Source organism: Aeromonas sp. ANP5, from assembly GCF_963870295.1.
Lineage (GTDB): Bacteria > Pseudomonadota > Gammaproteobacteria > Enterobacterales > Aeromonadaceae > Aeromonas > Aeromonas veronii.
In genome coordinates this window covers 16819-40454 of sequence record NZ_CAWMRY010000039.1, presented here as the reverse complement: position 1 = coordinate 40454, position 23636 = coordinate 16819, and the positions used below count along the sequence as shown (strand labels likewise).

20 protein-coding genes are annotated in these 23636 nt (G+C 54.9%); 11 read left to right on the top strand and 9 right to left on the bottom strand.

Going from position 1 to position 23636, the window contains the following annotated elements; all coding sequences use genetic code 11:
* Positions 1-14: 14 nt before the first annotated feature.
* The 3 genes from chbA to AACT07_RS18590 form a co-directional block, all read right to left on the bottom strand.
* Positions 15-383 (bottom strand): PTS N,N'-diacetylchitobiose transporter subunit IIA, encoded by a 369-nt coding sequence (gene chbA / locus AACT07_RS18600; RefSeq protein ID WP_083250008.1) that lies wholly within the window; start codon positions 381-383, stop codon positions 15-17.
* A gap of 186 nt (positions 384-569) precedes the next feature.
* Positions 570-890 (bottom strand): PTS sugar transporter subunit IIB, encoded by a 321-nt coding sequence (locus AACT07_RS18595; protein WP_069529424.1) that lies wholly within the window; start codon positions 888-890, stop codon positions 570-572.
* Between the two features lie 325 nt (positions 891-1215).
* Complete coding sequence (locus AACT07_RS18590; protein WP_069529422.1) at positions 1216-2229, bottom strand: LacI family DNA-binding transcriptional regulator; 1014 nt, start codon at positions 2227-2229, stop codon at positions 1216-1218.
* Between the two features lie 339 nt (positions 2230-2568).
* Here AACT07_RS18590 and AACT07_RS22395 point away from each other — a divergent pair, with 339 nt between their 5' ends.
* Complete coding sequence (locus AACT07_RS22395) at positions 2569-2649, top strand: SEC-C metal-binding domain-containing protein (protein WP_083250009.1); 81 nt, start codon at positions 2569-2571, stop codon at positions 2647-2649.
* A 104-nt stretch (positions 2650-2753) separates the two neighbouring features.
* On the opposite strand, the gene AACT07_RS18585 is transcribed toward AACT07_RS22395, so the two are convergent.
* Positions 2754-3047, bottom strand: coding sequence for a hypothetical protein (locus AACT07_RS18585; protein ID WP_139123882.1), 294 nt, complete (start codon positions 3045-3047; stop codon positions 2754-2756).
* A 248-nt stretch (positions 3048-3295) separates the two neighbouring features.
* Between AACT07_RS18585 and AACT07_RS18580 the strand changes: the two genes are divergently transcribed.
* The 3 genes from AACT07_RS18580 to AACT07_RS18570 all read left to right on the top strand — a co-directional run bounded on the left by AACT07_RS18580 (position 3296) and on the right by AACT07_RS18570 (position 6301).
* Positions 3296-4246, top strand: a complete 951-nt coding sequence (locus AACT07_RS18580) for a DUF932 domain-containing protein (protein WP_069529421.1) — start codon at positions 3296-3298, stop codon at positions 4244-4246.
* Positions 4247-4340: 94 nt separating this feature from the next.
* Complete coding sequence (locus AACT07_RS18575) at positions 4341-5324, top strand: YqaJ viral recombinase family nuclease (protein WP_069529419.1); 984 nt, start codon at positions 4341-4343, stop codon at positions 5322-5324.
* Complete coding sequence (locus AACT07_RS18570; protein ID WP_069529417.1) at positions 5321-6301, top strand: recombination directionality factor; 981 nt, start codon at positions 5321-5323, stop codon at positions 6299-6301. Before AACT07_RS18575 ends, AACT07_RS18570 begins: the two co-directional genes overlap by 4 nt.
* An 11-nt stretch (positions 6302-6312) precedes the next feature.
* On the opposite strand, the gene AACT07_RS18565 is transcribed toward AACT07_RS18570, so the two are convergent.
* A complete protein-coding gene (locus AACT07_RS18565) occupies positions 6313-6663 on the bottom strand; it encodes a helix-turn-helix domain-containing protein (RefSeq protein ID WP_069529416.1) in 351 nt (116 codons plus the stop codon).
* A 161-nt stretch (positions 6664-6824) separates the two neighbouring features.
* Here AACT07_RS18565 and AACT07_RS18560 point away from each other — a divergent pair, with 161 nt between their 5' ends.
* The 7 genes from AACT07_RS18560 (at position 6825) to radC (ending at position 10551) form a co-directional block, all read left to right on the top strand.
* On the top strand, positions 6825-7658 hold the full coding sequence (locus AACT07_RS18560; protein WP_069529414.1) for a hypothetical protein: 834 nt from the start codon (positions 6825-6827) through the stop codon (positions 7656-7658).
* Positions 7659-7661: 3 nt separating this feature from the next.
* Positions 7662-8117, top strand: a complete 456-nt coding sequence (locus AACT07_RS18555; RefSeq protein ID WP_069529413.1) for an IrmA family protein — start codon at positions 7662-7664, stop codon at positions 8115-8117.
* A gap of 87 nt (positions 8118-8204) precedes the next feature.
* On the top strand, positions 8205-8783 hold the full coding sequence (locus AACT07_RS18550) for a lecithin retinol acyltransferase family protein (RefSeq protein WP_069529411.1): 579 nt from the start codon (positions 8205-8207) through the stop codon (positions 8781-8783).
* A 61-nt stretch (positions 8784-8844) separates the two neighbouring features.
* Positions 8845-9270, top strand: a complete 426-nt coding sequence (locus AACT07_RS18545; RefSeq protein ID WP_069529409.1) for a DUF2787 domain-containing protein — start codon at positions 8845-8847, stop codon at positions 9268-9270.
* A 9-nt stretch (positions 9271-9279) separates the two neighbouring features.
* On the top strand, positions 9280-9690 hold the full coding sequence (locus AACT07_RS18540) for a hypothetical protein (protein ID WP_069529408.1): 411 nt from the start codon (positions 9280-9282) through the stop codon (positions 9688-9690).
* Entirely contained in the window at positions 9683-9940 is a 258-nt protein-coding gene (locus tag AACT07_RS18535; RefSeq protein WP_069529406.1) for a hypothetical protein, read from the top strand. Before AACT07_RS18540 ends, AACT07_RS18535 begins: the two co-directional genes overlap by 8 nt.
* 110 nt (positions 9941-10050) lie before the next feature.
* The gene (gene radC / locus AACT07_RS18530; protein WP_069529404.1) at positions 10051-10551 is read left to right on the top strand and encodes a RadC family protein; all 501 of its coding nucleotides are present in this window, start codon (positions 10051-10053) and stop codon (positions 10549-10551) included.
* Positions 10552-10679: 128 nt separating this feature from the next.
* On the opposite strand, the gene mads8 is transcribed toward radC, so the two are convergent.
* Genes mads8 through mads5 form a run of 4 tightly spaced genes read right to left on the bottom strand, consistent with a single transcriptional unit; the run spans position 10680 to position 23501 of the window.
* Entirely contained in the window at positions 10680-16271 is a 5592-nt protein-coding gene (gene mads8, locus AACT07_RS18525) for a methylation-associated defense system ATP-binding protein MAD8 (protein ID WP_069529402.1), read from the bottom strand.
* On the bottom strand, positions 16268-17935 hold the full coding sequence (gene mads7 / locus AACT07_RS18520; protein ID WP_069529401.1) for a methylation-associated defense system protein MAD7: 1668 nt from the start codon (positions 17933-17935) through the stop codon (positions 16268-16270). Before mads7 ends, mads8 begins: the two co-directional genes overlap by 4 nt.
* Complete coding sequence (gene mads6 / locus AACT07_RS18515) at positions 17935-22098, bottom strand: methylation-associated defense system protein kinase MAD6 (RefSeq protein WP_069529399.1); 4164 nt, start codon at positions 22096-22098, stop codon at positions 17935-17937. Before mads6 ends, mads7 begins: the two co-directional genes overlap by 1 nt.
* The gene (gene mads5, locus AACT07_RS18510) at positions 22098-23501 is read right to left on the bottom strand and encodes a methylation-associated defense system restriction endonuclease subunit S MAD5 (protein WP_069529397.1); all 1404 of its coding nucleotides are present in this window, start codon (positions 23499-23501) and stop codon (positions 22098-22100) included. Before mads5 ends, mads6 begins: the two co-directional genes overlap by 1 nt.
* Between the last annotated feature and the right edge of the window lie 135 nt (positions 23502-23636).

Genomic DNA, 23636 nt, shown 5'->3' with positions numbered 1-23636 from the left:
TGATAATGCTCCGCTTAATTGGAAATTTTCTTGTGAAGATCGATCAACTCTTTGATCAACTCACGGGCCAACATCGATGTCATCAGGTGATCTTGGGCATGGACCATGATGAGTGTCATCGGGGTCTTACCCTCTCCCATATCAGCTTCAATCAACTGTGTCTGCACCAAATGGGCGGCATTCGCTGCGTTACGAGCCTCTTCCATTTTCGCATCGGCCTGAGCAAAATCCCCTTGCTTTGCAAATGCCAAGGCTTTGTAAGAACAGCTACGAGCTTCACCAGAATTGATAATGATGCCCATTACCTGCTCTTCAAGATCCATTTGCTGAATCTCTGAACCGTCTTCTTTTATATCGTCTAGGTTTAGATCGTCGAAATTCATAGGTGCCTCTGATTATTTAAATATAAATAAAATTTGTTAAATAATTGCCAGGTTAGTTTATAAGAATTATCCTTGTCACCTTAATAAAAACGGTGGTGCGCACCAATGAACGCCGCCTAATTATATTTGGCAGGTTCATTGATAAAATAATTTGGTATGGCTTTGTTGAAGCCTAAGTACTATAGGTTAGGCTGGCTTGGCTGCTTTTTTTATTTCAGCTATAGCAACTTTCAATACGCTTAGACCATCTACACGGCCATACATACCAGTGTCAATCACCGCTACTGGCTTATGAGGGAAACGCGCTGAGATATCTTGACACATATATCCGACCTGAGGGCCCAGTAGAATAACGTCAGCTTCGATACCTTTTTCATTGGATTGAGATTCAGGAAAAGCTTCAATATCAACCGGCACAGAATGCTTGGCGGCCTGCTCACGCATTTTATTGACTAGTAAAGATGTAGACATGCCTGCGGCACAAAACAGATAGATTTTTTTATTCATTACATAGTCCTCAACATACTTAAGTTAGAATGTGGTGTTTAATCACCTTGATGATGACTATAAAGAAAAATGAAACCGGTTACAGAAACCGGTTCCATTTTTGTGCTGCAACTCACAAGAAATAACAGTTCACTGCATTCGCAGAACGTGTCAGAAGCTAGGCAAAAGTTCGCCTGAGGGCCGAGTATTATTGGCTCTAGCGCCGAAAGACTCCGGTCTACTGCGGCCATAGATAAGCGAGGGATTGGGTGGGCTCATACGAGGCTTTTAGGCATTGAAGGCACACATAAAGACCCAATGGGGTCTTTATGTGGTATGATTCGAATCACGATGAAGTGATGCAAGTCATCCCGGATGACCTGATCTTTAATTCCCCCCGAAACACTTTAGACTCGAAAGGTACTTCTTGCCCATCCATCAACTTGAGTGCTATCGCCATGGCATGATGAACCATCTCAGTGAGCGGGAACCGATAAGTGGTCAACGATGGCGATAGATAGGCCGAGATCTCTTCATCGTCGATACTGGCGATGGACATGTCGTTAGGTAGCAATAGCCCTGCCTCGCGAAATGCCTGCATCGCCCCGAATGCAATCGAGTCACTCGCGGCAAAGAGGGCACTACATCCACCCCCTTTTGTGAGATATTGCTTTGCCGCACGATAACCATCCGCGATGTTAAAGCTACTGCATTGGTACCAGTGTTCTTGATACTCAATACCCCATTCCAATAACATCTTCCGATATGTGTCCATACGAGCAATGCCTGTTGGCGTGATCGCTGGTGGACCAAAATAGGCAATCCTAGTGTGGCCTAGGGAGAGCAGGTGACTCACTGCTTGTTTGGTGGCGTGTTCATTATCAAAGTAAATCGAATAACCACAATGGGAAGGTAGTGAGCGTCCGATAAAGATGATTGGCAGCCCAATTTCTTGCTGAATGGACAACATATCAATTTCAGTCATATGCCGGGTATACACAATCAACACGCTGCAGCGACGATCTACCAGTGAATAAATAGCCTGCTTTTCTCGTTCTGGTTCATTATGGCCATCGGTCACAATCAACTGCTTATTTGTTTGGTCTGCAACCAAGGCTGCATTCTTTAATAAATGCCCAAAGTGAGCACCGTCAAAATCCGATACAACCAGACCAATACTATTGCCACTCTTATTTGCTAACGCCTGTGCTACCAAATTAGGACGAAAGTTGAGTTGTTGCATGGCAGCATGAATCACTTTTCGGGTTGACTCTTTAACCGGACCTGTTTCATTAATGGCGCGTGATACGGTTGCCTTGGAAAATCCAGTAATTCTGCAGATGTCATTAATAGTTGCCATCAGAGTGTACGTTCCTGTCAATTCGATTAGTATGAATTATCAATGGAGTCAGCATATCAATTTTTTGGCATATATAATATTTTGTTTAGCGTCCAGCCCAACACTGGATGATTTTTGAACGGAAACGCACTATGACCCGCAGCTCAACATGCCGAGCAGCTAGCGCCTTGCGATTTGGTGTGGGGGGCAGGGTCAACCAGAGTAGCACAATACGAGTAGTACAGCCTTACTGTCATTGGCGTTGCTCTGCCATGCCTATAATAGCAAGAGGCCCAAGCCCACTTTGAAGCCAGTATCCTATATGCTTATTTTATGGCGTAACTTTGCCAACAACCTGAAATTAGCACCGTCAACGCTGACCGTAACAATCCGTGCCCCTGTGGTAGCGGCAAGAAGTACAAACAGTGTTGTTTACACTGACCAGCAAAATTGATAGCAAGAGACAATGGAGCTACCGTTTATCAGCAATACCTCCCACCGCCCACTTTTACGTAGTCCGACAGCGCGAAGTCGTCCCGCGTTGCTTAACCTAGCAACAGCACGTTCCACCGTGTGGTGTATTTCCCAACTTGCTCCGCGACTTGTTTAAGCATAAGAGTTGGGTCTTCAGCCAACACAACCAACAAGATCTGCTCTGGCGTTTTCACCCGCATTTCTACCGGATTTTTAACCCGCGTTTTTCCTGCGATGCGGGTTGAGTGATGATCGCCTAGGTTAAGGCAACAGCAGATGGTGTTTGAGACGTAACTCAAAGCGGCCTGATTTTTGAGCGGGTGTTGCACTTCAGAGTTGAATTCGTCGTAGAGTTCCTGTCGCAATTTGATCTCCGCCTATAGTACATAATTGTTCAACTCCAGCCTGTATCACCATATAAAACAATGTGTTGGCATCTTCACTGAGCCAACACATTGTTCGTTTTTGGCCTGGGCTACCACAGCACACATCCCATAGCTAGAAATTAGAGGAGCAAATGAGACTCATTTCAATTAATTTCAGATATATATTATCTCCATGAACCTACCCAAGGGACTGCTCTGTGCAGTCCCTTTTTCATTGGAGATTTCTCATGGCTCACCTGATCGATACGATGGCCTACACCGGTCAAACGCCCTGGCATGGCCTTGGCAATGTTTTACCCCCGCAACAATCTCTCGATATCTGGCTGCAGGCAGCCGGGATGAATTGGACCATCGAGCAGAGCGACGTGATGTTTAACGTCGCCTCCGATGCACTGCATATCCGTCCCTACAGCGACAGCAAGGTGCTTTATCGCTCCGATACCCTCACCCCTCTGTCGGTGGTCTCAAGCCGCTACAACGTGGTACAGCCTCACGAGGTGCTGCATTTCTATCAAGACCTGGTGGAAGCCGGTGGCTTTGAGCTAGAAACAGCAGGCTCGCTCAAAGGTGGCCGCAAGCTGTGGGCACTGGCTAAGACCGGCCAGGATCTAAAACTCAAAGGCAATGACTTGGTAAAGTCCTATCTACTGCTGGCAACCAGCTGCGACGGCACGCTCTGCACCACGGCACAGTTCACCTCGCTGCGAGTGGTCTGCAACAACACCCTGCAGATGGCACTGCGTGGCGCTACCGGAGCCATCAAGGTGCCCCACTCCACTCAGTTCGATGCCGCTGCCGTCAAAGAGTCGCTTGGGCTCGGGCTGTCTCATTGGGATGAGTTCAAGACGCAGACCAAGGCGTTGGCACAACGGCCCGTAGCCCCTGAAGAGGCACTGCGCTTTTTCAGCGACCTGTTGGCGCAACCGCTGGATGAGGAGAGCATCATTCTCACCAAGCCGGTACAACGGCTGCATGAGCTCTATCAGGGCGCGGGTATGGGCTCAGAGCTTGCCAGCTCCCGTAATACCGCCTGGGGGCTGGTCAATGCGGTCACCGAATACGTGGATCACCACCGGCGTGCCCGCAGCCAAGATCACCGGCTTGATTCCGCCTGGTTTGGTCAGGGCGCCCAACTCAAATCCCAAGCCCTGAATCAGGCACTCACTCTGCTGCAGTAATTCCGCTTCCCCATTCAAACCGCATAACGACCTCACCCGGACTGGCGCAAGCCAATCCGGGCGTCGCCATTTATGCCGTCAACAAGGAGTCGTCATGAAAGCAAAATATGGCCAAGCCTTGCGGCTGGCCTCCACTACCCAATTAACCCGCGAGCAGTGGCTCGCTATCCGCAAACTTGGCATTGGCTCCTCCGATGCCGCCGTGGCAGTGGGACTATCCCCCTACAAATGCCCGCTCAGCCTGTGGCTGGAGAAGACCGGCCGCAAGGAGCCGGAGGATATCTCCCATAAGGAAGCTGTGCTGTGGGGCATTGAGCTGGAACCTGTGCTGGCGCAGGTCTACGCCAAACGCACCGGCTTTCGTGTACGCCGAGTCAATGCAGTACTGCAACATCCCGAGCAACCCTTCATGCTCGCCAACCTCGACCGGGAGGTAGTCGGCCATCCCGATGGGCCGGGCATTCTGGAGATCAAGACCGCCAGCTATCACAGCGCCCCCCAGTGGGAGGAAGGGGTGCCGGTGGCTTACCAGTGTCAGGTACTCCATCAACTGGCCGTCACCGGCCATGCCTGGGCCGAAGTGGCTGTGCTGATCGGTGGCCAGGATTTTCGGATTTACCGCATCGAGCGTGATGAGGAGAAGATCCAAGATCTCACCGAGCGGGAAGCGCAGTTCTGGCAGATGGTGCAACAAGATCAGCAGCCAGAGCCTGACGGCTCGAGTGATGCTGCCAATGCTCTGAGCTGGCTGTTTCCACGTGATGATGGCCAGACGCTGGATCTCTCCGATTCCCCCGAGTTCAACCAGCTGTTTGGCGAACTGCTGCGCTTGCGACAGCAAAAGGAAGCCGTCGAGCTGCAGGAGTCACAACTCAAACAGCGGCTGCAAACGACCTTGGGTGAAGCGACAGCCGGGCTGTTTGCCGATGGCAAGATCACCTGGAAGCGCAGCAAAGACCGGCTGGCGCCGGATCTGGATAAGCTCGGTCAGGATCATCCCGACCTGCTCACCCGTTACGTCAAACCGGTGCCCGGCGTGCGCCGTTTCACCATTCAACCCTTGAGGCAAACTCCATGATCAAAGGACTGGCGATCACCCCGCCCGTGATCGGGCGGATCTGCATCGGCAAGCTGGTGCAAAAACAGGATAAATGGGTACCGGAGAAGGATGATAGCTTCACCCTCACCACCCAGATACAGCAAAAGGGGGGATGGTTGCTCCATCCCCTGCATCAACACTACTCATCGCAAAAGAGTGGCCAAGGTCAGGAACAAACCAAGATCCGCGCCATTCCGGTGCGAGTGTTATTCAACGACAGCGACCTGAACCTGCGGGCGGAATACAGCGCGTTTGACCGGCAAACCGGCAGGCCGCTCTGTGTCGGGAATGGGGAGGTGGCAAGACGCGTGGGGGCACAAGGCATGGAGGAGGTCTGCTGCCCTGGACCCGAGCGCTGCGCCTTTGGCGGGCAACAGGGCTGCAAGCTGTACGGACGACTGAACCTGTTTGTAGAGGGGCAAGGGGATGAGCTGGGCAGCTTTATCTTCCGCACCACCGGCTACAACTCGGTGCGCACTCTGGCGGCTCGGCTTAAGTACCTGGAGGCAGTGAGCGGTGGCCATACTCGCTACCTGCCGCTCACCCTGCGGCTACGGGCCAAAAGCACGACCCAGTCCTACCGCACACCGGTCTACTACGTGGATCTGACCTTGCGGGAAGAGACCAACCTGACTGAGGCAGTCAGGTTAGCACGGGAGGCCGCCCAGCGAGACCAAGAGGCGGGGCTTGCCATCGACCAGATGGAACAGGCCGCTCGTGAGTTGCTGCGCAATGGCCAGTTTGAAGACATCGATGAAGAGGTGCCAATGCTGCTGGAAGAGTTCTATCCCGAAGCCAACAGCGACGAGACGACGAATGGTATCAATGGTTCCGAGGTGACAACCTCACCTCACGTCCCGCAAGTCAAAGCAACCAGAACGCCACAAAGACCACAACCAAGAAGGAGTCCGCTCACCAATAAATTGGGGAAAGGGAACCCATCCCCTCCCCAGTGAATGACGGATGATCAGCGAGGACGTGCCAACCGCTCCACCAACCGTTCCACCATTTCCAGCAACAGGATTCGGTCGGCATCATCGAGCCGTGCCAGTTGCTTACTCAACACAATGCTCTGCTCAGTCGGACGGTTACTGGTCTCGCGCAGGAAATCTGCCAGCTCACAGCCGAACAGTTGAGCGAGCTCCGCCAGCCGCACCACGGTCGGCACCACAATCCCTCGCTCCATTCGAGAGACGGCCTCCATCCCGATATTGAGGTGTTCAGCCACCTGCTCTTGGGTAAACCCTGCTTGGTTACGCTGACGCCCAATGGCCTTGCCCACGTTCTTGGCTAACTGCTCAAAGTTGATATCTGTCATAAGTCCTCCAACCAACCCCTATGGTTGGGTGTGGACTCGTTGACATGAAGAACCACAAAAGGCGAGGATCAACCCAAAAGGTTGTTATTGGGCATTTTTTGCCTATCTAACCGGACTAGGGTTATCCCCTTCTCTACGACTTACTACCAATAGGAGTTCTCATGAAACAGCTCATTCCATTGCTCACCCTGGCAGTCACTGCACCGAGCATCATGGCCAGCAACACCAATGACATCTGGTCCTATCAAGACAGTACCGGCACCACCTTGGCTCAAGCGTGTAATAACAAACGTACCTGTGATCTGATCTACAAAAACAGCCACTACCTTGCCTTGGTCAACAACCGCTCCCAAACGGGCTGCGCCATCGGTGACCTGCTGGTTGTCGAACACGCCAGTCGCAGCTTTAAGAAACTGGATACCGGCACCTGCAGCACCTCGGCCAGTATCGAGGTCAATACCTACAATCGACTGAACAACGTCGATGTCATGATCGGTGACCGACTCATCAAGCGTTATCCGCTAGATGCCTGGATGTATCACGAAGAACGTAAGGCGGGTAAAGGGGCGTCCTGGAGCAAGGCAGAAGAGAATGCCAAGAAGCCTCAGATGCTGGATGCACCGAAAGGTCCCCCTACACAGTGGGTGGCCGAAGAGGGGCGTTATGGCCCTCGCTATACCCTGACACAGGGCCAGGGTTACTCACGATACGTACTGGAAATCAAATGCGCCTATCAGATGCCGGGGGCAACCTGGCCACTGCACTCTGAGCTCAGATACACCAGAGCCTACGATGCTTCAAGCAGCGTTGAGGAGATCGAGGTCGATGGTCAACGTCTGTCCGGTAAAGCCAAAAGCCAGGCCGAATGGACTCAGCTCATCAACGCGATCCTCTCCGCCTCAACCCTGAACATCTATCGTGGGCAGGATCAAAAAGCCACATGGACGGTCAAGCCCACGAAGTTGACCTCCACTTGCGACTATTACAACGGGTGAGTCATGAACATCACTTCAACCAAATGCTCGATAGCTGCCCTGATGACTTGTGGACTGCTCTGGAGCCACCCAAGCCATACGGAAGAACAGCACTACCTCGCTATCCAGCACACCGACACCGTCTACGCCAACCAAGGCGTCTGCGCGTACCATTTCTCCCTTGATAGTGGGGGAGCCGATGAGGTTGGGCGGTTGTATATCACGCTGCAGTTTAATGACAAAAAGGGCAAATTGCTGGCCGAGTCAACGCTGGAGGTTGAGCCATTCGGCGGGAGCGACGCTACCCGCTATGGCGGTGGCTTTACAGAAGTGGATTGCGCCCAGGTAGAGCAGGCCAAGTCCATCGCCATTATTCAGGCAACCGAGGTGCTCGCTCACAACCGAGTCACTCGCCTACCTGTATCCACCTTCACCCCCCAGTTTCATCAACCACTGAAGATAACCTTGGGCGGCAATTAACCCGCTGAGGAAAAACAAAGCCAAAGGGCGTCACCATAACGGTGACGCCCTTTTTCATTTCCAACCTTTGATGAGGATCATCACCCCATGACACGACATTTCATTATTGGCGATCACTTGGTTGCACCACAACCTGAAGGCCGCCATCACGGGATCTTTGTTGGCCATGACCAGGTCATTCAGTGTCTACCACCCGCTCCAGGAAAGCATTCAGGCCAACTGGCGCTGACCTCGTTGGCTCAATTCAGTCAGCACTGCGTTATTGAGGTCAAACCCCATGCTCAACGCCTGTTCAGTCGAGAGGAAAGCCTGACACGGGCTTACGCCCGACTCAGTGAAGGAGAGCAGGGTCAGCCGTTTGCTAACAGTGAGCTGTTTGTCACTTGGTGTATTGAAGGGATTCAGCATCCCCCCAAGCTGCTGCAGACCGCTGTAGCAACGGTGGTGGCTGCCGAAGTCGCTCGTCACACGTTAAGCAAGGCGGCCACCAGTGCAACGGCAGGACTTGCTGCCAGCACCCTAGCCACAGCAGCTGGAGGTAGTGGCGCTGCTGCAACGGTAGTATCGGTGACCGGTATTGCCACAGCCCCGTTGTTAGCTCCTCTTGCCGTGGGCGCCATCGCAGCCTATGGCGTCAGCAAACTGTGGGATTGGTTAAACGACTGACCCATCACTTCAAAGCAAAACGCAGGGGTGCTCTCCTGCTGGAACTCAATGAGGAAACACCATGACCATTCCCTTTTTCCGGGACGGCTTTGCCCTGCCCGTTGACCAAGCATTGCTGGTTCTGCTCAACCAAGAAATCGCTAAAACCGAGCTCAATATCGAACGCTTAACCCAACTGACCTTCAACTTTCGCAACCCCGGCTACAGTGCTGAGCAAGGCGGCGTGCACCCGGTCGAGATCCGCCTGATCCGTGGGCTTGATGGCTGGCTGTTCGATTACGTCACCGACTTCAGCTACCAGGGGCAGGGCCAAGATGCTGAGCTCTGCAAGGAGCTCGATTTCAACTTCCTCGATGGGGAACACACCATGTTGGGCTGGGGACCGCTGCGGCTGGCCGAAGCGCGGGAGTTGTTCGATATCTGGCAGAGCAACTTCATGGCCTATTGCTGGTTGGAGTGTTTCAGCGTCACGGTCGCAGGAGATTAGGAGGACACGATGAGCCAAGAATTAGCGCTCTCCCACTACTCACGTCAGTGGTTGGGACAAGTTGCCGCCAACGCCAAGCTAACCCCCACTCGTAGTGGTCAGCGTTGGCTGCTTCACCTGACACCGGATAGCCCACCAGCCCGTACAGTCACCTTACAAGTGCGCTGGTCTGGTGTGCAGTGGCAACTGCTCTCCATCACCAATGCCGATGACTGGCGCACCATGAGCCAAATGGTGGATGAGATCTGCATTGACCCCAAACGTCGCTGTTTCTGGCGCAGTCAAGCAGGCCCCGTGCCACTCACCGAGCAACCCCGCGTGCTAGCAAGCTTTCTGGCTGACCTGCAGCGTACCTGCATTAATCGCTGCTATGCCGTGGAGAGTGACCACATCCCCGACAAGGAGATTGAAGATGATTAATGCTGTGCTCGCCATCGAGCTAGAGGCTTACCTTGAACGTAATGGCCTGGTTGAAGCAGTGCATGACCAAGGCCAGCCGGTGGACGGTTACGCCCTCTACCTACGCTATGAAAATGAACGGTGTGACGCACTGGCGCAATGGCTGTGCGACCACCCGGATCACCGCTGGCTAAGCCAGTTCGGCACCCTACTAGCCACCAGTTACCGCGTTCCGTTGCACGACTACACCCCGCACACCTTGGCGGCCTGAACACAGCCAACCAAGCCTGCGGTCCCCCCCATTCAGTAACCCATTAACCAACTACTTCGCCTACCCTGCCGCACCCCACGTGGTGGGGCGATGGCGTATGGAGCACCATCATGTTGCATCACAAACTGATCGCCGGGGAGATCCCCGGCACCTATCGGGTAACCGACCTTGTCACCGACGACGACCTGCTCACCATCGCCCAAGCAGTTGCCCGTCAGAAACTGGCCAAGGGAGAAGCTATTACCGATAAACACGTGGCCCATCAGGCCCTGCAAGGGCTGCTGCAAACACGGGATCGCGAAGTGTTTGCGGCACTTTTCCTCGATAACCAACACAGGGTCCTGGCCTACGAGGAGCTGTTCCTTGGCACCCTGTCCGCTGCGACCGTCTACCCCCGCGATGTCGTCAAGCAGGCACTACACTACAATGCTGCCGCCCTAATGCTGGTGCATAACCACCCATCGGGATACCCGGAACCCAGCCGGGCAGATATAAAAATAACCCAGCGTCTACAGGATGCCCTGGCACTGGTGGATATCCGCACTCTAGATCATCTGGTCATCGGTACTGAGGGAGTGGTATCGCTGGCTGAACGAGGGCATTTACAATGAATCCTCACCTTTAGGTTGTCATGCAATTAAGGCCCACCAACTATGGTGGGCCTTAATTGTGGTTTTATTTTTTGGCGTTGAACGCAACAAGCTGGTGCAGTATCACCAGATATATTTCAACCATGCATTTAGCTTAATGTTGTTAGCTCCTCAACTGCGACTCTTGTTGCACCACCATGTTGTGTAACTCGGGCCCGACACTTTATCTTGATTGCACCTCGTGAGAATGAATCATCCGAGGCCTTACTTGACCACACATAAGCTTCCCCTGCTTTAAGAAGAGACATACGTTCTGGAGTCAAGTTACCAAGAGCAGCATTGGCTTTTTGAATATGTTTCAGCCAAGCAGGAGAGTTAAACTTATGCATGATTATCTGGCTTGAAAGCTCAATAAGACTAACAGGAACAGATGGCGGGTCCTGGCTCGCCACCATGATACTAACCCCCTTGTGCCGCATTTCTCGTACAACCTCGATGAGCCCAGCAACCAGATCGGGACTTTCGATATATTTGTGAGCCTCATCGAACACCACCAGTTTGTTGAAGCTGCGCCCATCTATCCGGGCATCAGCGAACAACTGCAGGAGCACAACAAACAGTCCGAGTGCCTCGTCCTTCTCAATGAACTCGTCTCGTAGATCGACAATGATCAGTCGACCAGGTCTCACAACCTCGGTAAGAGATGTGCCGTCATTGATATACTCAGCGGCTAAATCGAGACGCATCCGAGCCAACTCCTTGAGGTGTTCTGGAACAGATGATGCGTCGATGCCCGTACGTAAGCCCTCAAGGGTGATGTCATCACGCATCGCTTTCATGATGCGCATGATCTGGCGGATATAGGTGGCTTGATTGCCTACGGCACCCATCAAAAACTTCCAGTGCGAAGCCTTCAGCTCGGATGCCGAGAACTGCAAAGGCCGTACTTCGATGTCTGGGTACTCAGCCTGACGCTCTTCGATCTTGTCTGTTGGAACAAGAAGCAAGACATCTGCGAGTGCTTTTGGCTCCGCACCATAGATCTCCTTCAGCGCACGAACCTGCTCTTCCACAGAATTCGCCCCCACCATCGACGTAAACTCAGGCTTGTAGTCCATCGTCGGGCTGTAGTGGAAAATCACCGTAGATAGTGGCTCGGGCAAACAGTTGATACCAGGGATCTGCAGCGAAGCCATCTCTGCCACGCAGCCCAAGGTGTAGCTCTTCCCGCCCCCCTGAACGCCAAACAAGCTGATGGTGTGGGTCTGATTGAGGTCAAGTGCAACCTTGCGTCCAGATACTTCACCAATCAGGCCGTACTGAGGTGTTGCTCCTGTGGTGCCGAGCATGATGTCGTAGGCCACTAGGCTATCGGTAGCCTCGCCGTCTTGAGACTGCGACCGTGTAGCGAATGCATTCTGGGGAGCCACCTCCTCCGTAACAAGAACTGGTGAGGGCACTTGTTCCGTGGTCGTATCTGAACCCGACGCGTCTATAGACGGTAGTGATGTATCAGGGCTTGCAGCCTGTACGGCGTCAATTGAAGAAGGCGTCGTTTGCACCAAGGTGGTTAGTTCAAGCTTCCGCACGGGCACGCTGGAAGCCACCTCATGTTGCGTTAATCTCCCCCTCGGGCGATCGTCCCAAGCGAGCGTTCGATCCCGTGGTGGGCTTAGGAAGGCTGCCGTTTCAAATGTAGGGACAGCCGGTGCCAACTCCCTGCGACGAAGCAGTTCCAGCGTGGCCTCTCTCACGGTGTCGGTAGAGCGTGAGTACTGGATACTGGCCACAGTCTCGGTGTCAGTAACGGCCGACTCAACCAACTGTCGGATCAAATCACTACCGATCCGATAGAACTCGATGCCATTTTCATGCTCGGCGGGTTCAGTACCTGGCTTGCTGAAGTCAAACACCACTGCACTTCGCGTGAATTGCAGGGTGTAAGGGTGTTCATCGAGACGTCGCAGGAAGTAGTGGGCTTCTTCAGCTGCCTCTGGCAAGACCACGCCGTAGCGTTCAGAGCGATCTAGGTAAAAGCCTAACAGCGCAGCAAGATCTCGATTCTTTATAGGGCGGTCAGGACGATCTACATCAGCCATCTTGGGGTCGAAGTGATAGGCCAATACGTGTTCGGACTGAGCGATCTGATCAGCGATTGACGCCTTCAACTGCGCGTATGCAGCTACATCGCCCACCTGACTGTAGCACTTCACTTCGACCAACCGGCACGTCACTACACGGCTTGATGGATCGAGATCGAACAGGGCAAGGTCAGTCCGCCGGAAGCTGACTTCATCGCCCATTTCCTCAGCGCTTTGTTTCAACGCCTTGTACAGCTCCAAGTGTGCGTCTAACGGCACGACGACTTGGTTCTGGAAAACGCCCTGGTGTTCGAGGAACAAGCGCGAAAGCGCCAAACCCATAGCCTCAGCCCGCTGGGAAGATGAGGACAGTAGCTTCAAAGCCAGCCGTCCAGACAACGAGCGAAGCTGATCCAGCATTACCAAGGCATGTCGACCCGTGTTGGGCAATCCGTATTCGCTCAAGATCGGGATCAGCAAAGACTCAAGCTCTGCAACAGATCTCGATGTAATAGCCAAACGATGGCTCATCGCGTTCGCCATGTCAGGCGAGTGGTCGATCAAGTAGTCTGGCCGAGTGGCATGTCTGCGATGGTCAAAGAACTCGATTCCCAAGTTCCGATCAATCGTGAGCACCCAGTCACTGACCTCATGTACCTGATGAAGCATGGCGCGCTCATCTGCGGACAAGCTCAACGCAACCACTGGACGTGCATGTGGTAGGTATTGACTGCGAGCAAGCGTCGCCACAGCGACCGAAACCGCACGGGACACGCCCCCCATGAGGTCGGATAACGCCTCTGCCCCCTCTAGCGGCTGTGCGACACCATGAAGCGGACGACGTAACCAAGTGATGGACTGCTCGTCCTCCAGATAATCCACTTCGAAGGGCTGAACCAGTCCATGGACAAACGACGAATCATCACTGCCTTGAACATCAACTGCTCGAATTTCCTCTGCAGGGAACAGATCGAACAAGAATGAGAGGTGCGCAGCATGCAAGTCCGGGTCCTCACGGAACTCCTTGATCGCACGAATAGCCAGTCGCAGCTTGGGGTGCAGATGGCTGTTGGTCGGTGTCGAAAAAGCATCAGCCTCCTTTGCACTGGTTCCCGAGTCCGGCGACAAGAGTTCCAGCAAAGCTTCCCCAGTCGAGGGCGCTCCCGGATCAAGCACGAAGAGCCGGATGTCGTAACGCAGATCGGCGAACTCAGGATGTCGCTGAAGTGCCAGCAACACCTCGGCCAACGCACCGGCGCGCCCCGCATTGAAAGCGTTGATCGTCAGCGTCTCAACATACGGGTGCTGGACCAGATAACGCTGCACGCGCGCGGCAAGATAAGCACTATCAATGCTCGAACCACCGATGGCTGGCTCTGGTAGGCCAAGAGCAGCGCACACCTCCCCAATCAGTCCACGAGGATCTTTCTCATCGGTCGCTGCGTACAAAGACCAGAACGGGTTGATGTTGTCCACAGCCAGAGCTGTCCGCCCCAACTCCTCACCAAAAGGGACGACTGGAGGAAAAGCAGCTGGCGCCAGCTGCTTAATCACCGCGTCACGTGTGGGGACAACGAACTCCTTGTTGCTAGACCGGCTCTGCTCCATCCAAGCCTGCCCGAGATGGCTCCACGTGACGTGCCAATTGGCACGCAACGGATGTGTTGGCCCCAGCAGTACAGCATCTCGGCGCCTGCCTTGATAGTCTTCCAACACGAGGGCCACTGAATCGATGGTGAGCGCATAGCGAAGCTCATCCATAGCTTGCCGCACAACGGCCGTCTCTGTGGAGCTGGCACGAGCAAGCACAGCGTCGATCCAAGCCAGATAGGCGGAGGCATAGTTCTGCGCCGGTTCCTTAAGAGACAGAAGATCGCTGGCCTGCATGATCAGCCGTTGATCACCCTTCAATACAGCGGAGAACAATGTCTCCCGCGCCTCTCGAAAGCGAGTAACCTCGTCTGAGACTGGCCACTGAAACGACGTCGTGGATCGTGTGGCAACACCCGAAGCACTGATCGAAAACCTTAAACGGTTGAGACCTTCGGGGTCTTCTAAAAATGCTCGCTCCAAGTTTGCCAATCGGCTGGACACCAAGACGTTCGCCTTCCCCTCCTTACCCAGGCGAATCTCCAAGGTCTCTCCACTGGCCGTGGCTTTGCTACTGCGTTCAACCCAACCGCAACCGGTAACAGTAACGGTATCAGGATCGCGATCCTGGGCTACGGCCGCAAAACGTGCACGCAGCAATGCATGCATCAAGCTCGCCTCACGCGGAACTGCACGCTGTGGTGGTTCAACCTCGACCTCATCGTCAGTGACCACATAGAAGAGATCACTCTCGTTAGAGCTGGCATACACCTCAGATGAATCACCATTGAATTGAATAGGATTGCCTTCTCCGTCCGCGAGAGGAATGCGTTCACCGTCTTCGGTCTCTGCATACACCCGCACGTAGTGCCAGCCTTCTTCCCAGTCGATCTTGCCAATCGAAGAAAAAGCAATCGTGCCGGAGTCGGTTCCTTTGGTCCAAGCTGCTTTACGCCTACGCAAACCTGTCGGCCCGTTGTCTCGCGACACAACCTCCGCTACAAACCGTGATAACCCTTCGACCTTGGAAGGCACTGGGTCAACACGGAAAGAGACACTGAACTTTTTGAGCCCGGTCTTTGAGATGGGCAGCACTTTATGCCCGATCAACTCGGTCAAGCGGGGATCTTCATTATCATCCTTCACCACAGGCAGGTCAGGCAGCGCGACATCGCCTATGTAGATCGCGTCCGGATTGACTCCTCCGTCCTCGAACAACCATTTATTGAAAGCAAGTCGCCAATTCACACGATCGCGAACGATAGCTTGCGTCCACGCCTTGGGATTGGATACGCCGATACGGAAAAAGAATTCACCCAGTTGCTTGCAGAACATGGGGTCCAGCAAGCCCAGCTCAAGTGCTCGAACACGTTCCGTCTTTGTCGACCATGTCACGCGCTCCACGCACTCCCGGTTGCGAGCCACCCGTATTGGCGCGCTCTCTGCATGCAGGAACAATTCAAAGTCTGGCACCAGAGCAAGCTCAAACAGCGCAGCCCCCATGGCGTCCGGATCAAACTCATTAACCTGACAGGTGAGCAGGTACCTCGCTACGGCAGCGTCATCGGCATACCGCCACCGGGATTCACACCGCCGTAACTCGCTCAAGCAAGCCTCTACGGCCATGCGCAAGTTGGCAGGAACTTGGGCAAGCAACTGCCCGCTAAGCTCTGCATAAGCGCCATTAATGGGAATCTCTTCAAACGTGGCAACACCAAATGAATCTTCCGCTGAGGCGCGTAGGTCATTCGGCACGAACACCAACAACGGAGGTCTAAGCTCATCGTTTGGAAGCGGATTCCGCAACTCAACCAGTTTGGTGCTGCTGACAGCCATGTCCGGCGCCATCACTCGCAAGCTCTCATCTGCCAACACTACGACGTTCGCTGACGGCACAGCAGCCCGCAAGCCACCAGCCAAACGGATCATCAGCTCCCGATCCAAGTCGGTGACCCGCATGCAATGACCAAGCTCGCGGGCAGCAAGCAGATGAGATAGCTTTGGAAGCAGAACAGATTCCAGTGCAGCGTTCAATTCTTGACTCGTGAGTTCACGTAGTCCCTGGCTCATGAGCACGCTCCTTCATTTCGTTCTGCAATCGTGTAGCGCGGCACCACAGTCTGGGTCACGTAGGCATCAGACAAATCTCGATAGAAGCCAATCTCGCGCAGGCGTCCGGTAAATGCCTGCACATTGCTGCGCAGGGCTTTCCGTTCGTCAATAGTCGGTGAGCCCTCACCGGGTGGTAGCTGATCGATGTACAGCCCATAGCGTTCGCGCAAGAATGACAGTAGGTCATCGATCCGCATCTCGCCGGTGAAGTAACCCAGGTCTCCACCTGGCCTCAACACTGCGATCTGCAGCAACACCTCCAGCAGGCGGCTCTCCAAAGTAAATCGCCGAGGCGCATTTCGCGCGCGGGTCTGAGCAAGCAACGCCCCCGACTTGTTCTTCAGCATCGTCGCGTCCAACGACTCGATGATGTACTTCCGGTGGAAGGCACCACGCAGAGCAACCAGAATCTCGATGTAGGTCTCAAAGTCCGATAATCCCATCTTTGTTATTGCCTCGACCTCTGTATCCAGGCCTGCATCACCTTCGGACAAAGATTCAAGCAACCCAGCCAAGCGCTCACCGAAGAACTTGTCGCGTTCTTCCTCAAACGGTTCTCCTTGAAGGCTATACAACTCTCTCACCGAGAACACGGAATTCAAGGGCCGGATCAGCTTGCCTCGCCGAACGAGGTGTTCAGAAAATTCGTCCAACTTCTTGGCAACGAAGTACGCTCGTACAAATCCAGGAATGCGCCGGTAATAACCATCTGCGCTGCGCTCAGCCAGTGCTGCGCTTGCGGACTCTGCGCTACCTGACAAATCAACAAACAGTCCCAGTTTGTAGGGGCAGTCCCCCTGAGGCTCGCGCTGCTCACGTGGCTTCATGGGGCACGCAGATTCGGCGCACAGCGAGTTGGCTCCCTCAAGCTTCTGCCAGGCAGGCAGTAGCTTCAGCAAGCGAAGGTGGTACAACGCCAAGTGGAACGACAAGAGCACCTTCAGATACTCCACCATCACCGAGCGGGGCATGAAAGGCTTGTAGAACAACAGTCGCTGAATGTCTTCGGCCATCAGATCGGCTAAGCCGATGCACACTGGCGCGAACCGATCTCCGCCAGCGCGCGTGTCTGCAGTGTCCTTTCTCTGCGACAAGAAGTGCAGTAGCGTCGCCGTTTCTATGTCTGTCAGCGCTTTGTCGTTTAGCTCTCGCGTGAGCTTGTCGAACCCATCGAAGAAAAAGCCCTTGAGATGCTCGATGGCCTTGTGGCCCGCGAGGTGTCGGGCGTGATGAAGCATCTGGTAGAGATGCTGTGCAGCCCCGTAGTCACGCGAGTGCTTCGGATTGCGAAAGCGATAGGTGTAGCCGTGCAGAGGGCGTGGCCCCGCCACAGCGGCGTTCTTCTTGCCGCGGTTCACGATGTCCATCAGGTGGGTTTCCACCCAACGCTCGACTATGTCTCGATGCTGCGTAAAGCCCAAGAACTTGTCGCGGGCATCGAGGATGTCATCGACGAACTTGTCCACAGTCAGTTCTCGTTTGTCGCGGAAAACGCTCGGGTAGCCGCCATGCTCCAAGCGCTCGAAAAGACCCGTGAGCACCCGATCCATTTCAATCGTCTTGAAGTCGAGATAGCTGATTTTCGGGAGCCGAAACTCCCTGTCCTTTTTCTGCAATGCCATCAGTTCCCCCTGGAGCCGCTCTCTGCTACTTCTTCTTGGCGCGCACCAGCCACCGGTCCGTGCAGTAATCGCATCTCCACCCGCCCATCGTCATGGCGGGCCAAGCGGTAAAAGTCGTGCCCCGTGGTGGTCAGCAAAATTTCGCGGTACGGTTGTGCGTTGAGGCTGTTCTTGAACACACCGAGACAGAGATAAAAACCCTGCATCTCTTCAACACTAGGCCGATAGCCTTGATTCAGGCGCACCAGCATCTCAAACACATCGAGGTTGATGATCAGTTCGCTGCTGATGGCACCTGCGCCCTGGCCTTGGTACTTCAGCAGTAGACCGGTCGGCAGGTGTTCAACGAAGCGAGCCTTGGCTGCAAAGTCTTGTACCTGAAGCCCAAAACCCTCCACAGGGAAGAGCCGGTAGCTGCGTACCGTACCGTGTTCGACCTGCCGCAACTGCAAGGCTAGGCTGGCTCCAAGTCGCTCCGGACGCAACAGCCCTTCCCCTCTGTTGATGGCATGCAGGATTTCACTCGTGAGCTCATCGATGGGCATTTCACCTCGAACAATCTCCACCATGCGCTTGGCGGAGCGATAGGGCAGCATTTTTTCCCAGCTGGCGTCACGCCGCTCAAAGAAGTGCTTGCGGCGTGCCATAGCCACATACTCACGATGTTTACGTGCCCGTTGGCGGACTGACAAGTCAGAAACGCCACGCGGCAGATCACTAAACAGGCGCCTCAACACCTCGAAGTCAAACTGCCCTCGGCGCTCGAAGCGGAACAGAGCACGATCATCTGGTTGAACAAAGTCCAGCCCTCGGTCGAAGCGGGGATCTTCCTGCTGGCCTATATCCAGATCGCTCAGCAGCGTCAAGAGCCGGTCTGATGTGGCTTGCCCACCCCCCATCCAGCTGTTGAAGTAGAAACTGCGCACCAAGTCATCGTGCTTGCCCGAGGTGTAAAGAGCATGAATTTCACTACAGTCACGGTTGCCAATCAGCATGAACGACAGAGCTGAACGTAGGTCGCGCATGGTGATGTGCAAACGCCCGCGCAAGTGCGCCATCGTGTAAAGCGTCTTGAGGCGTTCTAACAAGCGCGGCCCGGCGATCTCATCCTGGAAGCTGCGCGCGTTATGCAAGGCGTAGCAGTTGCCCTTCAAGTCACACTGCTCGCATGCGGACCAGTTCTCAGGACGAACGATGCTTCGCAGCGTGCGCTCCAGAATCGATCCGCCTTCCGCATCGGCCACAACACTGCGCAAGTTCAGGTTCACTACCGCCACGCCTAATTCAGCTTCCCCGGTAGAAGATGCACGTCGAACAAGGGCTGTGAGTGCCAAGAAGTCCCGCTCATGTGCGGCCAAGAAGTCCACCAAGCGGCCTTCGTTGATCGCTATCAGTCGCGTCTCTTGTGGCCTCCAGGACTCTGGGTCGTTGCCCTTGAACGGGGCTAGGAAATCCAGCAGCACCTGGTTGTTGTCTTTGTTGCCCTCGTCTTGGCTACCGTCGTAGTTGATCAGGTAACGATTCCCCTCCAGGCTCAGTTCGCTGCCGTTTGCCAAACCACGATTGGCAACCCCGCCTCGGGCTTCGACCTCTTTCTCCAGCCGTTGCAAGAAGGCGGTCTTGCCATCGCCTGCATTGCCCGAAATCAGCACAAGCCGGAACTCACCCTGCAGCACAGCAGGCAATAAGGCCCGGTCCAGAGCGGTGTCCACATAAGCAGAGAAACCAAGTGCGTCCATGCCCCGCGTTCCGGCATTGCTGCGGCGGCTTTGGCTGTAAAGTGTCAGCAGGTGTGAAACGAATGCGTTGGAGTTAGGTGCCGATTTAGCCAAGGCAGGCTGCCCGTTGCTCACACCCGTCACCATGGTTGCCAGGCTAACAGTCTGCACTCGACGAGCATGGCGCACATCTGCCAACGCATCGCGAAATTCAACAGCTGCGCGGAAACGCTCTGACCTGCGAGGCGCGATGGCCTTAAGTAGCACGTTAACCAGCTCCGGCGCTAGGTCGGCAAAGCCCGACAGTTCACGCGGGTCGGGCGCAGGCTTATTGATGGGGGGCTCTGTCGTATCCCACGGGTAGCGTGCCGTCAATGCCTCATACAAGGTCAGGCCCAGCGCATACAGGTCTCGGTCCGCGCGCTCACTGTTGTGCGGAATGACCTCCGGGTCAAAGTCCGGCGGTAGATAACGTCGCGAGCCCCCTCCACGTGACTCCTTGTCGTCAGCTCGTACCGACACATTGAAGTCGATGATCTTGGCGCCCTTTTGCGTCCACAAGATGTTGCGCGGCTTAATGTCACAGTGATGGAAGCCCTGCGCATGCAGGTGCACCAGGCCCTCAATCACCTGCTTGCCCAACTCCAACACATCCTCGGGGGACAACAGGCGGTCGTAGATCATGTCGCCGACATCGGCCCCTTCCACGAACTCAAACACCAGAAAGGGGATGTCACGCCCAGGAATAACGTCAGCATCCAGAACACGCACCACATGAGGGTGCTCGGGGATATGCACCAGGTGGCGGTATTCCTTCTTCAGGCGCTCCAAGGTAGAGTGCCGGTCACTGACGATAAGCTTCACCGTACGCGCCACGTCACCCAAGGTGTCGATCACCTTGTAGACTACTCCGAAGCTACCGCGCCCGAGCTTCTTCTCCACGATGAACTTGTGGGTTAGGCGATGGCCTGCCGTCAAGTTCAGGTAGTCGGTTTGGGCATCATCGACTTCAACGACCTCGGGCTTCGATGCCTCTGCAGCTTGGCTGACTGCTTGCGCCACGGGTTGCAGCAAACCATTCAAAGCAGCCAGCGCTGCCGATGCGGTCAGCCGCTGGCGCTCATCAAAAGCGCACAGGTTCTGCAGCCAAGCGTCAAAGGCCTCGTTCAATTCCGGCCGCAGTGCTGAGGGTTTGTGGAGGAACTCCCCGGCCCGATCCCACACTGTGGTGGGCTCACCGGCAAATGGTCGCTCTCCGGTGAAGAGTTCGTAAAGGATAACCCCTGCGGAGAAGATGTCCGATGCGGTCGATGCGGCACCCGGCTCCCGGAACGCCTCGGGCGCTACATAGGCCTTCTCCACCAAATCAACAATGTCCGTCGCAATCGTCCGGCTGCGGTCCACGCCAAGCTTGGCGAAATCAAAATCGGTGATGCGTGTCGTGCCATCTTGGCCAATCAAGATCGCCCCTGGAGTCAGGTTGCGATGCACCACTCCGTGATGGTGTGCATGAACCAAGGCCTCCAACAAGTCTTTGGCAACACGCCACTTCTGGTCCAGCGTGAGCGCTAACTGGGGCCGAGCCATGTGCACCGTCAAGGCCTGGCCCGGTGCATCGTCTAGGATCAGTATGAAGGACTTGTCGTCATCGGTCGGGAAGAAATCCCGCGCGGCCACGATGTTGGGATGCAAAGGCAACTTGGACAGCGCCCGGTAGGCATTGGCTATGCGGTTGACCTGCGCCTTGCGCACGTCTTCGGGCTGGTAGGGATCAGCCTGGTACACCCTCAGCCGAGCCGTGCCACCCGCGAACGCATTCTCAGCACGGAACTCGGTGTAAGCCTCCGCCGCCCCGAGCTTTTCTTTCACCTGCCAGTGCCCAAAACTCTGCATGCTCGATGCTGGCTTCACCACCTTCAAGGCATGTAGGATCAACCCCTGCTGTTGGAGGATATTCCTCGAGAAGCGTGAAGGGATGCGCGTGGTGTCTTTGAAGTAACGCTCGGCGTCCTTCAGATTCGCCACCCGATCTGCGTCAAGCTGCTCGCGGTCGCTCAGGTATGCATCGGGCGCGGTGAGCAGGATAGCGGCATCCACATAGATGCCGTCCAGTTCATTCCGACCGGGATTGGCCTGAGTCACCAACCCCTTCACCGTACGAGCATGGCCACGTAGTTTGCCTAGTGGCGATGGATAGGGTGCCCGCCCCTCGGGGTACCACTTGTTGCCGTACACATCGATGTTGCCACGCGTGCCCTTCACGTCGATCAAGTACAAGGCATGGGGCGTCAACAACGCGATGTCGATCTCGAAGCGCTCGCCTTGGCGTTCAATCTCAAAGTTGTGTAACAAGATAAAGTTGTCTGGCAAGCGATCCCGCAAGTAAGCGATGGCGCTGCGCTCTGCATCATTGACCGGCTGGCCTACTGGGATCACTTTTGCCATCAGCTTTCCTTCCTGATCTTTTCTTCTAGCAACACAACCGCTGCAGCCTCCAGTTCGTTGCCCTTGTTCTGCGCTGTCACAGCCTTCCTCGCGAGTGTTGAGATTTCATTGCGCTCCGCCTCGGGTAGCCACGGCACCACAAGCTCGCTGATCAACGAGGAGTCTAGGCTCGGAATTGACGATCCGAATGCTGTGCCGACCAAAGCCCAGTAGCCAGGCTCTGACGCCAAAACGGCCCACAGGTAAGCCGCATCCGATGAGGAATGACACCGAACGCGGACCAAGTGTTCACTGCCAGCCTGGCCAAGGTTCATCGGCAAAGGCAGCACTGCGCGGCCGATGATTCCCCCTAGCTGGCCACTACGAGGAATTAGTACGTCGCAGTCCGATAGAAGAAGCCCTTCCAAATTCGGCGTCAGTGATCGCGAAACCAGATACTCCGCGCGAGGGGTCAGCTCGAATACAGATGAAGACGACAGGAACGGCACCCCGAAGGCGGGATCCATGACCTTAAGTCGTGATCCCCGGTTCGGCTCAAATACTCGTTCCACTTGATCTCCCAGACGAACTCCGCTGTGGATGGCTAGCGAGGCTCGACCAGCTTCAACTCGCGGAGAGTAGTGAAATGCATCCATTCGCCCGAGCAGTGAGGACGCCATTGGGGCAACACTACCTAGGCTAAATCGGTCATTCCATTCAATCTTGGCCTGGAGCAACTCTAGTGCTGCGCGGCGGTAACTGGATGCAGCGACGCGCTGAGCTGCGGCAGCGTCAATTGCCTGAGCAACGTCTTGTTCAAAGGCAGGCCCGAACCTCGGCACAGGCAAGTCAGAGATATGAACCGGCTCAATGTGCTGGATGATCGCACCATAGGTTCCCGAGACCACGAGAGGCATGCCATAGCGGCTCGATAGGAACGCGTAGAGGTAGCCGGGAGGAATTAGCTCCGGATTCGGCACTACCTTTAGAACGTCCTGCGAAGACCACACTCCATCCATGTCTGGGCGAACGTAGGCCATACGTCCAATCGTGCCTGAACACGAGATCATCATCATCCCAGGGCGCAAACGCAGGTATGAAAGACGCCCAGATTCGGCATCCAAGCGCCGTAGCCGAGGTAGTGTGGTTAGGTCTGCCAGCAGCATCGAACCGCTGCTTACGAACGGTACGCCGTGCTCATCAGAGTCCACGTAGTTGCGTTTGAACATCGGCCCGTTGTAGATGCCGCCCGCATGCCCCTTGGTCAATGTGCTCAGCGCATCCTTGCGCATTTTCAGTTGCTTCAGGGTGTCGCGTGCTTCTAGCGCACCCGACATATAAGGGTTGCAGTCCAGCCGACGACCGCCTTCGTCTAGCCATCCTGAACGAACGATGCGTGCATTCTTGAAACTAGCGAAGGTCATACTGCGACCTCCAGAGGGAACCAAGTCAGAAACGCAGAGCGCATCTCGGCGAAAGCCGCATCTTTGCAACCATTGTTCAATATGTGCTCGGCCAGCTTCTGGTTGATCGCTAAAGAGCAAGATTGCCGAGTCGAT